This window comes from Lysobacter sp. TAB13 (assembly GCF_052113885.1).
Lineage (GTDB): Bacteria > Pseudomonadota > Gammaproteobacteria > Xanthomonadales > Xanthomonadaceae > Lysobacter > Lysobacter gummosus.
On record NZ_JBFRDR010000012.1, the window covers coordinates 85,126 to 99,694 of the forward strand.

Annotated in this window: 9 protein-coding genes; 5 read left to right on the forward strand and 4 right to left on the reverse strand. The window is 67.1% G+C overall.

What is annotated here, in order from left to right:
• Positions 1-59: 59 nt before the first annotated feature.
• Positions 60-647, reverse strand: coding sequence for a malonic semialdehyde reductase (locus tag AB4Y92_RS15530; protein ID WP_441820472.1), 588 nt, complete (start codon positions 645-647; stop codon positions 60-62).
• A gap of 144 nt (positions 648-791) precedes the next feature.
• On the opposite strand from AB4Y92_RS15530, the gene AB4Y92_RS15535 reads away from it, so the two are divergent.
• Positions 792-1,739 (forward strand): mitochondrial fission ELM1 family protein, encoded by a 948-nt coding sequence (locus AB4Y92_RS15535; protein ID WP_441820558.1) that lies wholly within the window; start codon positions 792-794, stop codon positions 1,737-1,739.
• A gap of 141 nt (positions 1,740-1,880) precedes the next feature.
• Here AB4Y92_RS15535 and AB4Y92_RS15540 read toward each other — a convergent pair whose 3' ends face one another.
• The gene (locus AB4Y92_RS15540; protein ID WP_441820473.1) at positions 1,881-3,728 is read right to left on the reverse strand and encodes a galactose-binding domain-containing protein; all 1,848 of its coding nucleotides are present in this window, start codon (positions 3,726-3,728) and stop codon (positions 1,881-1,883) included.
• Between AB4Y92_RS15540 and AB4Y92_RS15545 the strand changes: the two genes are divergently transcribed.
• On the forward strand, positions 3,721-3,930 hold the full coding sequence (locus tag AB4Y92_RS15545) for a hypothetical protein (protein WP_441820474.1): 210 nt from the start codon (positions 3,721-3,723) through the stop codon (positions 3,928-3,930). The two genes, AB4Y92_RS15540 and AB4Y92_RS15545, sit on opposite strands and share 8 nt — an antisense overlap.
• Positions 3,931-4,179: 249 nt before the next feature.
• Here the strand turns inward: AB4Y92_RS15545 and glnE are convergent, their stop codons facing one another.
• Positions 4,180-7,029, reverse strand: coding sequence for a bifunctional [glutamate--ammonia ligase]-adenylyl-L-tyrosine phosphorylase/[glutamate--ammonia-ligase] adenylyltransferase (glnE, locus tag AB4Y92_RS15550; RefSeq protein WP_441820475.1), 2,850 nt, complete (start codon positions 7,027-7,029; stop codon positions 4,180-4,182).
• Positions 7,030-8,005: 976 nt separating this feature from the next.
• Between glnE and AB4Y92_RS15555 the strand changes: the two genes are divergently transcribed.
• The 3 genes from AB4Y92_RS15555 to AB4Y92_RS15565 all read left to right on the forward strand — a co-directional run bounded on the left by AB4Y92_RS15555 (position 8,006) and on the right by AB4Y92_RS15565 (position 12,373).
• Positions 8,006-8,506, forward strand: a complete 501-nt coding sequence (locus tag AB4Y92_RS15555) for a hypothetical protein (protein ID WP_441820476.1) — start codon at positions 8,006-8,008, stop codon at positions 8,504-8,506.
• 32 nt (positions 8,507-8,538) lie between these two features.
• Positions 8,539-9,912, forward strand: a complete 1,374-nt coding sequence (locus AB4Y92_RS15560) for an XVIPCD domain-containing protein (RefSeq protein WP_441820477.1) — start codon at positions 8,539-8,541, stop codon at positions 9,910-9,912.
• Between the two features lie 427 nt (positions 9,913-10,339).
• Positions 10,340-12,373: a multicopper oxidase family protein gene (locus AB4Y92_RS15565; RefSeq protein ID WP_441820478.1), complete on the forward strand. Its 2,034-nt coding sequence runs from the start codon at positions 10,340-10,342 to the stop codon at positions 12,371-12,373.
• 168 nt (positions 12,374-12,541) lie between these two features.
• On the opposite strand, the gene AB4Y92_RS15570 is transcribed toward AB4Y92_RS15565, so the two are convergent.
• Positions 12,542-14,539, reverse strand: coding sequence for an esterase/lipase family protein (locus tag AB4Y92_RS15570; RefSeq protein ID WP_441820479.1), 1,998 nt, complete (start codon positions 14,537-14,539; stop codon positions 12,542-12,544).
• Between the last annotated feature and the right edge of the window lie 30 nt (positions 14,540-14,569).

The following is a 14,569-nucleotide window of genomic DNA, read 5'->3' on the forward strand; positions in this document are numbered from 1 at the left end:
GGCGCAAGCCGGCGCGGGCCTGATTCGTCCGCGCCGGGAAACGTGCGGGCGCGCACGCCTCAGTCGATGCGCGCGGCCTCGTCGAACGGCAGGCGCGGCGAGCGCGGGAACAGCTGGGCGTGATCGCCGGCGCCCAGGTTGATCAGGAAGTTCGACTTGATCTTGGTGCCGGCGAAGAAGGCTTCATCGACCTTGGCGTTGTCGAAGCCCGACATCGCGCCGGTGTCCAGGCCCAGCGCGCGCGCGGCCAGGATCAGGTAGGCGCCCTGCAGGCTGCCGTTGCGGAAGGCGGTGGTGTTGATCGAGGCCTCGTTGCCGGCGAACCAGCTGCGCGCGTCGTCGTGCGGGAACAGGTAGGGCAGCTTTTCGTAGAAATCCAGATCGTGCGCGACGATCACCGTGACCGGCGCGGCCAGGGTCTTGGCCAGATTGCCCGCCGACAGGGCCGGCGCCAGCTTCTGCTTGGCCTGCTGCGACTTCACGAACACGAACCGCGCCGGCGAGCCGTTGGCGCTGGTGGGGCCCCACTTCACCAGGTCGTAGAGCTGACGCAGCGTCTCCTCGCTGATCTCACCGCCCAGGACGTTGTGGGTACGGGCGGTGCGGAACAGCTGATCGAGCGCTTCGTCGTTCAAAGCCTTGGACATCGTCTTCTCCGTGGGGCTGCCAAGCTTGGCAAGGTGATCGGGAGACGGAAGTGTAGAGTCTCGATCCGACCGCAAAACCGTCACTCCCGGAACGGATTAACTGCGCCCGTGCAACGAAACGGCATTTCTGCGAAGACTGACTCCATTTCCGCAACCTGGTCGCTGACCGACGGCCATGCCGGCAATCAGCGTCAGGCGACCGCTCTGGCCCTGGCCCTGGGCCGGCCGGCGACCGACTGGATCCTGAGCGCGCGAGCGCCCTGGCGCTGGGCCTCGCCGCGCCGGCTGCCCGGGGCCCTGAACGCGTTCGGCCCGGATTTCGTCCGCGCGCTGGACGCCCGGCCGCGGCTGGCGATCGGCTGCGGCCGGCAGGCGGCGCTGGCAACCCGGCTGCTGCGCAGCGACGCCTGCCGCAGCGTGCAGATCCTCGATCCGCGCATCGCCACCCGCCACTGGGACCTGGTGATCGCGCCGGAACACGACGGCCTGCACGGCGCCAACGTCGTCACCCTGCTCGGCAGCCTGCACCCGGTCGATGACCTGTGGCTGGCCGGCGCGCGCAAGACCTTCCCCGCCTTCGGCGCCCTGCCTGGCCCGCGCACCGCGCTGTTGCTGGGCGGGTCGAGCGCGCACGCCCACTTCGATCAGGCCGCCTTCGACGCCCTAGCCGAGCGCTTGCAGACGCTGCTGGAACGCGAAGGCGGCAGCCTGCTGGCGACCACCTCGCGACGCACGCCCGCGCCGATCCGCGCGCGCCTGCGCGAACGCCTGGCGCGATTGCCGCGGGTGTCGTGGTACGAACCCGGCGAAGGCACCAACCCCTACCCCGGCCTGCTCGGCTGGGCCGACCGCATCGTCTGCACCGCCGACTCGGTCAACATGCTGTCGGAAGCCGCCGCGACCCGCGTGCCGGTGTTCGCGTTCGGCATCGATCGGGTCGATGGACGGCCGCGGCGTTTCGTCGACAGCCTGCTCAGCCTGGGGCGGGTGCGCGCGTTCGATTCGCAACTGCTGCCGTATCCGGTGACGCCGCTGCGCGAGACGGCGCGAGTGGCGCTGGAGGTGCGGCAGCGACTGGGGCTGACGGATTGAATCGCGCCGCGGACGCGCGCCGCCGGCCGGCGCGCGCCACTGCGCAGACATCGCGATCGCGAAGCTTTGCGTTAGCGCGCCCGTGGCGGCCCTACGCCGAAACCGAAGCCTTCACGTCGGCTCGGAAGGCTTCACGTTCATTCACTGGGTGGCGGAGCCCATCACTTTGACTTCGGCGATATTGAGGTAATTGCTGCCCGGCAGTTGCACGCGGACATAGCGGCCGACGCCGCCGCTGGTGTTGATCGTAGCGATCGCCGGTGGCGCGGCTCCGAACTGATAATGGATCACCGCCGGGTCGTTCATCAGTTCCCAATAGCCGCGTCCGGACGGATCGGTTCGCGAAATGAAGGTCGTGGCGTAGGCCATCCGTTCGGCGCAGCAGTCGGTGCGGTTGTAGATCACGATGCGATCGAGCGCGTATGTCGCTCCCAGATCGACCTGCCACCACGGATTGGCGTCGTAGTTGGTATGCACCACTGAGCCGTGATCGAAGTTGCCGTCGGTGTTTCCGTCGACGGCATCGTAGGCGACGGAGTTGAAGCCGACGCTCGACGCCGATGCCGACTTGCCGAACGCGACGTTGTAATAGGCCGGCGACGCGGTATTCACCGCCACCTCCGACAGTTGCAAGATGCCAGCACCCGCCAGTTGCACGCGCACATAACGTCCGCTCACCCCGGCCGGAACGGTGAATTGCGCGGGCGCGGCGCCGTTGACCCGATAACGCCAGACTGCGGCATCGCCGACCAGATCCGCGTAGCTTCGCCCGGTCATGTCGGTCGCCGAGACGAACACCGAGAAATTCGCCAACCGCTCATCGCAACATTCCGTTCGGCGCGCCAACACGATGGTGCTGATCGCCTTGGACGCGCCCAGGTCCACTTGCCACCAAGGATTGGCTTCGACACTGGTATGGGTGATCGTATTGCTGGCGTAAAAGCCCGAGCTGTTGCCGTCCACCGCGCGCGCGGCCACACCGCCGTATTCGACCGAAGACTGAGTCGCCGGTCGGCCGAGCGCGACATTGACCGGCTGTACCGCCGGCGCGCCGTATACGCCATCGTGGAACACCGCTTCCCACTGCTTCTGCGCCCACCACTGCTGTACGGCGCGATTCTGATGGATGCCGTCGCCTGAGAAGATGCCGAAATTCGGCGAGTTGCCCGGGTTGTAGATCCGCGCGCCGCTCGCGTCGGTGACAGCGGCCGGATCGAGCAGCTGAAATGCGTTGGCGCCCGGCTCGCTGGCCAGTTCGGTCAGCGCATCGATCAGCTGCTGGGTCATGCCGCGATTGAGCACGATCGAACGCGGCCGGTAGAAGTAGATAGGAAATGTCACGCTTCCGGCGACCGCCCTGAATGCGCCGACCGTGTTGCGGTAGACCTCCTTGATCTGCTCCTTGCTCGCCACCGTTCCCGCGTTGGCCTCGCACTCCCACTGGTTCCAATGCAGGCCGATGATGCGCGGACGCTTGCCCTGGGCGCGCAAGGCCTGCAAGGCATTGGCCAAAGTATTCACGGCGAGCGGATGCAGACTCTCCACGCTGGACGCATCGCGCCCCATCCACCAGCGATTGGTCGGGCCGTCGGCTTCTTGCACACCTTGCGAACTCCATGCGATGTGGATGACATGCAAGTCGGGCAACTTCATCCCGGCATTGATGGCTCGCTGCCAGCGCAGCGCGAATACGCTTGCGGTGTTGTACGCGAGCCCCTGGCCGTACTCCTCGCCAAGGTTGGTGCCACCGCAGGTATAAGCGCCCCAGACCGCGGAAGTCGCGCCCGCCACACGATTGGAATCGCGCCGCAGTCCCTTGACGTTGGGCATTCTGCCGCAGGCATCGATGTCGGCCTGATCGGCGGGGCTGCTCATCAAAGCGCCCGAACCGAGCGCGTTGGATTGACCGAACAACACCAGCACCGGCGCATCGATCGCCAGATCGTACGGCTCCATGCTCTCGGGCGAAGGCGGATGCAAAATGTTCAAGGCCGGATCGTTCGGATCGGCGTTTGCCGCATGCGCGGCAGATGCGGCGACCAGAAAAACCAGGCCGCAGAGCAGTTTCGGCAGCGGCGTGGCGAACCGCCATGCGCGGACAACGGATGTACGAATCATCACCTTCCCCGATTGCGATCCCACCTTCATCCCAATCGCAATCCGAACCCGCGTCAATGCAACTTATGACTGATACGTGTAGACACAACCTGTTTCGCAAGCCGCAAGCAAATTTCCCGGCCTGTTAACTCACTAAAAAAACACTAAAGCATTGTATGTTTTTCAGTCTTTTTAGCGTCTCTTCTGGTAGCGATCAGGCCGATGCGCGAGACGGCGCCGGTGGCGTCGAAAACACGGCGGAGGTTGCGACTGGAGGATTGAGACGGCAACAGTGTCGGGGCTGAAACCCTCTCACACAGACTTCATGCCATCGCTGTGGCGGTCATCGCGGCAGCCTCAAACCTTGCTCACGCATCGCCACGCCGATTGCGCTGCGCGCCGTCGCGATCGCATCGTCTTCGACCACTCGCCGCGGCCGCCGGTCCAGCGTGCATTCCAATCCCGCCGCCAACAGCACCGAATGCGCCCGGCCCAGCGCTTCGGCCTGCGCGTCCGCCAGCGCCGCCGCATCGCGCGCGGCGGCGATCAGGCCGGGCGTGTCGCGCGGCGACAGCAACGCCGGTGCCTGCGCCGAATCGCGCAGCACCAGGTACTGCAGCAGAAATTCCAGATCGACCAGACCGCCCTCGCCCTGCTTGAGGTCGAAGTAGGCCGCGTCGCTGCGATCGAGCTCGGCCTGCATGCGTGCGCGCATGGCCGCGACATCGCCGCGCAGTTTGTCGGCATCGCGCGTCCGCGCCAGGGTGCGCGCGCGCACGGCGTCGAACTTCCCGTGCAGGTCGGCATCGCCGGCGACGAAACGCGCGCGCACCAGCGCTTGGTGCTCCCAGGTCCAGGCGCGCTCGTACTGGTACTCGCTGAAGCTCGCCAGCGACGACACCAGCAAGCCTTTCGCGCCGTCCGGCCGCAGCCGCACATCGACGTCGAACAAACGCCCGGCCGCGGTCACCGCGCCGAGCAGGGCGACGATCTTCTGCGCCAGCCGCGCGAACCAGCGCGGCGCGTCCAGTGGCCGCGCGCCGTCGGACGTCGCGCCGCCTTCGACCGCGGGCGCGTCGTACAGAAACACCAGATCCAGATCGGAACCGAAGCCCAGTTCCTCGCCGCCCAGGCTGCCGTAGCCGAGCACGGCGAAGCGCGCATCCGGCACCCGTCCGTGCGCGGCGGCGACTTCCTGTTCGGCCATCGCCAACACCCGCACGACCACGCCGTCGGCCAGCCACGCCAGCTGGCGCGCGCTGTCTTCGGCCGACTGGCGGCCGTCGCGCAAGGCCATCGCGATGCGGAAGCTCAGCGATTGGCGCACTTCGTTGAGCGCCTGCAGGCTGGCCTCGGTGTCGTCGCCGCCATCGACTTCGGCGCAGGCCGCCAGCAGTTCCTCGCGATCGGGCAAGGGGCCGACCACGCGCGCATCGAGCAATTCGTCCAGCAGCAGCGGATGCGAGGCCAATCGCTCGGCCAGCAACGCGCTGCGCGAGACCACTTCGATCAACCGCGACAACGCCGCCGGCTGTTCGTCGAGCAAGGCCAGATAAGCGCTGCGCCGCAAAACGTTGTGCAGCAAGGCGAGCAGGCGCTTGAGCGCGAGCATCGGCTGCGAGGAAGCCGCCGCGCCTTGCAGCAGCGCCGGCAACACCCGGTCCAGGCGCGCGCGCACCGCATCGGACAAGCCGCGCACTCCCGGACTGCGGGCAAAATCGCGCAGCGCCGCGTCGGCATCGGCGGCCGCTTCGAAGCCGGCGTCGGCCAGCGTGTCGGCGTCGCCGGCCTCGGGCAGCGCGCGCCAGTACGCGGTCAGCGCATCGGGCGCGGCGCGGCGGCGGCGCGGCGCCAGCAGGGCTTCGAATTCGGCGGTGATGCGTTCGCGGCGGCGTTCGAGTTCTGTCAGCAGCGCCGCCCAGTCGGGATAGGCCAGGCCGCTGGCGATGCGCGCGCGATCGGCGTCGCCGCCGGGCAAGGCGTGGGTCTGCGCGTCGCGCAGCATCTGCAGGCGGTTTTCCAACTGGCGCAGATAGCGATAGTCGTCGGCCAGATTCTCGCCGGCCTCTTCGCCGATCTGGCGTTGCGCCACCAGTTCGCGCAAGGCCGGCAGCAGGCGCCGGCCGCGCAGTTCGGCTTCGCGGCCGCCGCGGATCAGCTGCAAGGCCTGGACCAGGAATTCGATCTCGCGAATCCCGCCGGGCCCGCGCTTGATGTCGTCGGCCAGTTCCTTGCGCGCGACCTCGGCGCTGATCGCCGCCTTCATCGAACGCAAGCCGTCGAGCGCGCCGAAATCCAGATAACGGCGATACACGAACGGACGCAAGGCTTCCAGGAACCGCTCGCCGGCGTCGATATCGCCGGCCACCGGCCGCGCCTTCTGCCAGGCGTAGCGTTCCCAATCGCGGCCTTCGCGCTGGAAGTATTGCTCCATCGCCGCGAACGACCACGCCACCCGGCCGGCGTTGCCGTACGGGCGCAGGCGCAGATCGACGCGATGGCAGAACCCTTCCGCGGTGATTTCATCGAGCAAGCGCGCCAGCTGCTGGCCGAGCTTGGCGAAATAGGTTTCCGCGTCGAGCGCGCGCGCCGGATCGCGGCCGTCGAACTGGGTGCCGCCGTCGTGTTCGTAGGCGTAGACCAGATCGACGTCGGAACTGAAGTTGAGTTCGGCGCCGCCGAGCTTGCCCAGGCCGAACACGACCAGCCGCACGCGCTCGCCGTCGGCGGTGCGCACCGCGCCGTGGCGTTGTTCGAATTCGTGCTCCAGCGCATGCAGCGCGGTCTGCAGGCAGACCTCGGCCAGGTGAGTGCTGCCTTCCAGCGTGTCCTCGACGCTGTCCAGGCCCAGCACATCGCGCCAGATCAATCGCGTCGAACCGGCGCTGCGATAACGGCGCAGGCGCGTGCCCCAGTCGCTGCGATGCTCGCTGTCGAGGACCGGCGGCGGCGCGGGCGTGGCGCCGTTGTCGGCGGCGAGCGCCAGCAACACTTCGGGTTGGCGCACCAAGGTGTCGATGGCGAAATCGCTGACCACGGCCACGCGCGCGAGCCGCGCGCGCAGCGACGGCTCATCGAGCGCGGCCTGCGCCTGCGGCGAGGCCGCGCGCAGCCGCGCGATGGCACGTTCGGCCAGCGCGGATTCGAGCGCGCCGGGGTCGGCGGAAGGATTCGAGGACGCGGATACGGGCATGCGCGGATGATCGCATGTCGGTGCTTGTCGTCGGTGGTGTGTTGATGCGGGGTGTCGTAGGCGTGCGCGGGCTGCGGCTGCGGCTGCGGCAATTCAACTGCGATGAAGCTTCGACCTGATCACCATGGCGCACTCAACGCTTGCTTCGCTCTTATGCTCGTCATTCCCGCGAAGGCGGGAATCCAGAGTCTTCAGCGCCATCCTGCTAGTCCGTCATTCCCGCGAAAGCGGGAATCCAGTGCCTTTCGTGCGAGAACGTTTGAAGTCTCTGGATTCCCGCGTTCGCGGGAATGACGAGCAAAAAACTCGACGCACGGCTACCGAACCAGCGGCTTTGAACGGGCTCTTACCCTAGCTTCGTCTGCGCGCCGCAGAGCGACATACAGGCCTTCCGAAAGCCCCGAAATCGATCCCCTGAGCCTAGAAATAAAAAAGCCCGCTTCCGGTAGAACCGGTAGCGGGCTTTGCTCCCTCCCCCACGTCGGGATGCGGGGCGATCGTGAAGGAACCGTTATCCCCTTTGCACGCTGCACTGCAAAACAGAACTTGCCGGTTCATTTGAAACGCTCGTAACCGCCCCCGGCGGCTTATGCCAAAAGCTAATAACGCCAAGGCTGTTACCGATGCCATCGAAATCCGCGCTGTGACCCCGCGCGGATCAAGGCGACCGCCCGCGAGAAACCTGAATAGGGAAAGAGGGTGACCATTTGCGCCAAGCGCTTCGATTCCGCAACGCCTTCGTGCGGCCGGATTGGCCTCGCCCGGCCGTGACTGTCGTTACTTGGCTAGCCGGCGCCGCGCCGCATCCGGTTCCGACACGATCGACAGCGCAAGGATCAGCCCCATGCCCCACCCCGCATCGCGCGCCCCCGACCGCGCATGGCAGCGACCGCTGTATGGCGGCATCCTGGCGGCCTGCGCCCTGCTCTTCGCATTCCCCGCTTGTTCCCAGAACCGATCCGGCCAGGAGGCCACCATGACCGCCGCCCCTCAAACCCCGAGCCCGCTGACCGGCGAGGACGTCAGCCGGCGCGTGCTGAAACTGATCGGCAGCCTGCGCTCCAACGCCGACCTCACCTTCGAACACCTGGAACAGCACACCGGCCTGAGCATGCAGCGCGCCGCCAACGGCGACGGCTCGTTCGGCACCGGCGCGCGCATCGACGCGAACTGGTCCTACAACCTGTTCGTCAGCCCCGTGCTCGGCGGCCCCAGGAACCAGCTGATCTTCGATTTCGCCCGCAACGGCGACCCGGCCGCGCCGATGACGCCGGTGTGCGGCATGGACTTCGACGACTACGCGCGCGAGCTCAAGCGCATGGGCTTCCAGGACAGCGCGGTGCGCGCCGAGCACGGCCGCATCAGCTATTGGAATTTCCGCGGCCCGGTGACGCTGCGCGTGTTCGTCGAAGGCGAATCCAACGAGTCGCCGGAAAAAATCGGCCACCAGTGCGTGAAGACCATCACCGTCGAATAAGCGCCGCGCTCGCTTCAGGCCAGGAGGCCGCCATGTCCAAACCCATCAGCGCCGATCTGCAGAAGCTGCTCGACGATTTCGGCAAGCAACCCGGCGTCAGCGCCAACGCGGTGAAGAACCTCACCGACACCATCAAGGGCTCGCCCGCGCTCACCGATCAGTTGAACGGCGCGGTCGCCGCCGGCCATCTGAAATCGTTCAAGGCGCTGACCGATCCGAACATGGGCGGCGCCTACAACGGCGGCACCCAGACCATGTCCCTGCCGGTCGCCGGCCTGGACGCGGGCTTCAACAAGGGCGAGATCACCTTCGTGCTGGGCCACGAAGTGCAGCACGGCTTCAACCGCGCCGCGCGCGACGCGGTCCGCTCGACCTTCTACACCGAGGCGCAGGCGCTGGCGAAGAATCCGGCCGCCGTGCACGACTACACGCCGCTGTTGAACAAGGTGATCGAAGGCGACCGCGTCAACGAATCCACCGCCAACATCGCCGGCTGGAACGCGCTGGTCAGCGCGGCGAAGGAAGCCAAGCCCGCCGCGACCCTGGGCGATGTCTACAACATGCAGCCCGGCCGCGCCTCGGATTTCATCGCCCGCACCGGCACCGCGCCCAACTTCGCCTACGCCGCCAAGCCCGGGCTCACGCTCGGCGCCGACCTCACCATCGCGGTCAATCCGGCCAACACCGCCGGCATGGCCAAGTACTACTACGATCTGCCGCCGGCCAGCACCGGCCTGGGTTACGGCGGCAATTCCGACTATCCCAACTATCACGGCGCGATCTATCTGCCGATGATCAGCCAGTGGGAACAGGCGCACGGCCGTACCGCCGACGGCGGCAAGCCGCAGGTGCACATCAACATGAACTCGCTGCATCTCAATCGCGAAATCATGGAGACCAACGGCCTGGACCTGGGCGCGGCGACCAAGCAGCCTTACTTCGACACCAGCACCACGCCGCCGACCGCGGCGAATTTCCACCACACCAAGGACACGCACCGGCCGGTGCGCGATCCGATCGCGCCGACCCATGACGCGCCGGCGCACAGCAGCGATCCGTTGTTGCAAGGCATCCGCGACCAGGTCCAGGCCGAGTTCGCCCGCCACGGCAGCCCGCTGTCCGAGCGCGACGCCGACCGCGTCGCCGCGGCGCTGGCGGTGCAGAGCAAGAACGCCGGCATGGGACTGCCCGATCATGTGGTGTTGAGCGTGGACCCGGCGACGAAGGAAGTCGGCAAGACCGTGTTCCTGGTCAAGGGCGAACTCGACAGCCCCTCGCACACGCGCGTGAGCGTGTCGCCGCAGCAGGCGCCGCCGCTGGAAGATTCGTTGCGCCAGCTCGAATCGGCCGCGGTCAACGCACCGGCGCAAAACGCGCAGCAGGCGGCGAAGACGATCCAGCAGTAAACGATTGTGCGATAGCCGGCGCAGTCCCGGTGCGATCCGCCCCCGCAACAACGCGGGGGCTCGGTCGTGCGCCGGTGTCCTGTCGCGCCGGCTTTCGCCGTTGATCAAGCGAGCGCGCCGACTCGACCTACGAGACGCCGTTCTCACTGCAGGTCCGGCATCGCCGGGTAGCGCGACCGGGTTCTCAATCCGGGAACCCTCGTCCCCGGCGCGGACGGACCGGCAGCACGCAGCACCGTCGAAGAGCAACCGCGCGCGATGCATCAGCGAAACCGCGGCCGCCCGCGACGGGCAACAGGGGCCATGACCGATCTCGCAGCAATCGAGCCGTAGACGACGGCGCGGCGCGCCCGTGGGCGCTCGCAATTCGCATGCAGTCGAACCCAGTGCCGTTCCCGCACTTCACTCATTCCATCAGGAGCCCAGCATGGAACGCATTCATTCCTTCTCCGCCGCCGGTACGCGGCTTCGTCTTGCACGCACTCCGCTCGCGGCCGCCGCTGTCGCCTGCCTGTTCGCGGCGGCGCCGTTCGCGCTGTCGGCGCAGGATGCGAGCAAGTCCGCCGCCGCGGCCAAACTGGCGCCGCGCGCGCTGGAGCAGCCGGTGCTGGCGCGCATGCTGCGCTCGCAGGATCTCAAGCCGCTGCTGAGCCAGACCCCGGCCGGCACCAAGCCGCTGGACACGCACGAGGCCAAGCTCGATCTGCGCATCGCCTTCACCGAATCGAAGATCTGGAATCCCAACAGCCAGCGCTACGACAAGGTGAAGCTGCGCTCGTACCAGAGCCCGGGCACCAACCCGGACGTGCCCTTCGTCGCCCCGACCATCGTGACCTCGCCGGGCGAAACCGTGCGCGTGGGCCTGGACAACCAATTGCCGCCGCAGCCCGATTGCCATCCGGCCAACATCAACATCCCGCATTGCTTCAACTCGACCAACCTGCACTCGCACGGCCTGTGGGTCAGCCCCACCGGCAACAGCGACAATGTACTGCTGACGCTGCGTCCGGGCGTCAAGTTCGAGTACGAATACAATCTGCCCGCCGACCATCCCGCCGGCACCTTCTGGTATCACCCGCATCTGCACGGCTCCACCGCGCTGCAGGTGTCCAGCGGCATGGCCGGCGCGCTGCTGGTGCGCGGCGATCGCTTGCCCGGCAGCGACCGCACCGGCGATGTCGATACGCTTCTGCGCGACGAAACCGGCGCGGCGATGCCGGAGCGGTTGCTGATGTTCCAGCAGGTCGCCTACGCCTGCCGCGGCACCGACGGCAAGATCAAGACCGACAAGAACGGCTTTTGGACCTGCGGCGAAAATGACATCGGCCAGATCGACAACTACGACGATCAGTTCGGCTTCGGCGTGTGGCAGAAATCCGGCCGCCACACCAGCATCAACGGCACCGTGCTGCCGACCTTCAACGGCCTGGTCGCCGGCCGCGTCGAACGCTGGCGCCTGCTTCACGCCGGCGTGCGCGATACCGTCAATCTGCAATTGCGCGAAGTCGATGCCGCCTCGGCCAGCATCGCCGGCCTGTCCGGCGCGGCCCTGGACAACTGGGTGACCCAGCACTGCACCGGCGCGCCGCTCAAGCAGTTCGAAGTCGCCAGCGACGGCCTCACCCACGCCAAGACCATCGTCAAGACCGAAAACGTGCTGCAGCCCGGCTACCGCAGCGACGCGCTGGTGGTATTTCCCAAGGCCGCCAAGTACTGCGTGCTGGACGCCGCAGCGCCCGCCAGCGCCAGCATCACCAACGCCCCGGAAGACCGGCAGTTGCTCGGCATCGCCGAGGTCGGCGGCGCGGCGAAGGTGGACGACGTGGAAGCCTTCGTGACCGAAAAACTGGTCGCATCGGCGAAGCAGCAGATGCCCGAGAGCGTGCGCGAACGCGTCGTCGCCGGCTTACGCGATCACCTGCGCCTGGACGACTTCGTCCCGCACCGGACCATCGACAAAGGCGAGATCAACGCCAAGGGCCAGGACGTGGTGTTCAACATCCAGGACGTGGTCGAGGACGGCAAGAAGCGCACCGTCTACATGGTCGACGGCAAGCCTTACGATCCTTCCGCGGCGCGCGACCTGATCCTGGGCAACGTCGAAGAATGGCGCCTGAGCTCGCTGGTCGGCGGCCATCCCTTCCACATCCACGTCAACCCGTTCCAGATCGTCAGCATCCTCGACGACAAGGGCAAGGAAGTCAGCGTCACCGGCGACGTGGACGACAAAGGCAAGCTGGTCGATCCGCAGTACGCCAACCTGCAGGGCACCTGGAAGGACACCTTGTTCGTCAAGAAGGGTTATCACCTGCTGGTGCGCACCCGTTACGAGCGCTACATCGGCGAATACGTCCTGCATTGCCACATCCTCGATCACGAAGACCAGGGCATGATGCAGAACGTGCGCGTGTTGGTGCCCGACGGCAAGGGCGGCGGTATTTCGGCTAGCAGCCACCATTGAGGGCGGCACCGCATCGCCGCGATTGCGGCGATGCGAGAGCGATCTGTGAGCTGTGAACGCACACGCTGATTGAGCAATGATGGAGCCCCTCTCCCGCTTGCGGGAGAGGGAATATCCCGCAAGCGATGGCGAAGGCAACCTGCACCATCGCCACGACCCGACCGCGCCTCAGCGCTTCCCGCGTTTCTCGTACTCCGCCATATCCACCCGAAGAATCCGCCGCAACTCCAAAATCGCCTGCGGCGTCTCCTGCACGCTGTGGCCGGACACGATCACCTTCTCCGACAGCGCGCCGTCCAGATGCGAGCTGCGGTACGGCACCGCGCCGTCGCTGGACTGCAGCAGCGACAGCTTGGCGTCGCGCTGGCCGACGATGGTGTGATACGGCAGGCCCGATTCGATCGGCAGGTCTTCGGTGCTGCGCATGAACAACGAATGCGGACTCAGATCGTCCGGCCCGGTCGGCGGACGGCCTTTGCGGAAACCCAGTTTCTGCAGTTCGTCCTGATTGACCTGGGTGCGCTGGATCAATTCGGCGGTATCGCGCAGCACGTCGAACGGCAGGCGGATCAGTTTGCGCACCATGCGCAGCGGCCATGCGTCGCTGACCACCGCGCCGCGATGCGGCGAGGCCAAGAACACGGCGCGGCCGAACTGCGGCATCGGCCGGAACACGGTCAGCGCGCGCACCAGCGGTTCCTGGCTCAGGCGCTGGGCGGCGGCTGGGTCGAAGGAGCGCAGGGTTTCGTCCATCACATGCTCGCCGCTGTCGCTGACCAACAGCCGCGCGATCACCCCGCCCATGCTGTGGCCGACCAGCACCGCATCGTGGCTGGCGATGTCGTCGCCTTCCGGATCGTAGTGTTCGAACGTCTTGCTCAGGGCCGAGTCGATCGCCAGGCGATTGGACAAGATGCCCATGTTGGTCGGATAGAACACCTGCCACAGCTGATAGCGCTTGCGCAGGGTTTCATCGCCGAGGATTTCGTTGGCCAGGTTGACCCACGCCTCCGGGCTGCTGGCCAGCCCGTGCACCAGCACGATCACGCGCTTGTCCGGATCGTAGGGCTGGTTGAGGTAGATGCGCGGCTTGAAGCTGCGCGCCTGCTTGGGCCGCAGCAGGCTCGACAGACTCAGCCGCGCCAGTTCCGAACGCGCCAGCCACACGCCGTAAGCCGCCGAGTAGTTCGCCGCCAGCGGCACCTTGCGCCCGCCAATGGTCTCGCTGTCGATGCGGTAAGGGTTGTAGACGTCCATGCTGGCCTCGCCGCTGGCCAGCACGCCGTCGAGGCCGTCGCCGGCGAAGCGCAAGGTCGCGGTCACCGGCAGATAGCGGGTCTCGCGATAAGGAACGTCCTCGGCATCGGGGTCTTGCGGCGAACGCCGCGGAAACACCGCGACCAGCCCAGTGCCGAATCCATCGCGCCGATACACCGCGCGCAGGTTGTCGAACCCCAGGCTGTCGGATGCGAGCAAGGCCTCGGGTTGCTTGCTGATCTCGGAGGCCTCGTAACCGTGCAGGCCGATCCCCAGGTTCATGCCGCCGACCTGCAGCGGCGTCGCCCCGACCTGGCCGCGGCTGGCTTCGAACGCCGATTGCGCGACCACATCGACCGCGCGGTTGTAGTACTGCAGCACGCGTTCCTGGCGCGCTTCGAACACGCGCTGCTCGGGCGTGCGCGGGGTCAGGAACAGATAGGCGTAGGCATAGCGCGCGGTCTCGATCGCCGCGCGCGTGCGCTCGTCGCCGGCGACTTGCGCGGCGACCTCGGCCGAGGCCTGGGCGACGCCGGCGTCGCCCGACCCGGCGGCCGCGGCCTTGCGCCTGGACCAGCCCGCGCTTTCGGCCGCCTTGCTCAGCGTCGCCGGCGCGGCGTTCATGCGCAGCAACTGCAGTTCCGACGCGGTCGCCAGCCAGTCTTCGATCGGCGCGAGCGCGCGCAGTTGCCGGATGCATGGCGCGGCGTCCTTCGCGCACTGGTCCGGGTCGAGCCCGGCCGAACCCAGCGCGGTCGCCGCCGAGGTGCTCAGCTTGCCGCCGTTGAGCGCATCGAGATTGCGTTCGGCGGCGATCTCGCCGAACCCGCGCTCCTTGACCTTGACCACGGCGCAGCCGCTGCCGCCGAGCAACGCCAACCCCACCAACAAGCCGACTAAACCACGCATGTCCGATCCACCGGGCAGAAACCGTTGGCA

Coding starts and splice junctions, on each gene's coding strand:
- AB4Y92_RS15530 (WP_441820472.1), bottom strand. CDS start 647: ATGTCCAAGGCTTTGAACGACGAAGCGCTCGATCAGCTGTTCCGCACC.
- AB4Y92_RS15545 (WP_441820474.1), top strand. CDS start 3,721: ATGTTCAAGGCCGGATCGTTCGGATCGGCGTTTGCCGCATGCGCGGCA.
- glnE (WP_441820475.1), bottom strand. CDS start 7,029: ATGCCCGTATCCGCGTCCTCGAATCCTTCCGCCGACCCCGGCGCGCTC.
- AB4Y92_RS15555 (WP_441820476.1), top strand. CDS start 8,006: ATGACCGCCGCCCCTCAAACCCCGAGCCCGCTGACCGGCGAGGACGTC.
- AB4Y92_RS15560 (WP_441820477.1), top strand. CDS start 8,539: ATGTCCAAACCCATCAGCGCCGATCTGCAGAAGCTGCTCGACGATTTC.
- AB4Y92_RS15565 (WP_441820478.1), top strand. CDS start 10,340: ATGGAACGCATTCATTCCTTCTCCGCCGCCGGTACGCGGCTTCGTCTT.
- AB4Y92_RS15570 (WP_441820479.1), bottom strand. CDS start 14,539: ATGCGTGGTTTAGTCGGCTTGTTGGTGGGGTTGGCGTTGCTCGGCGGC.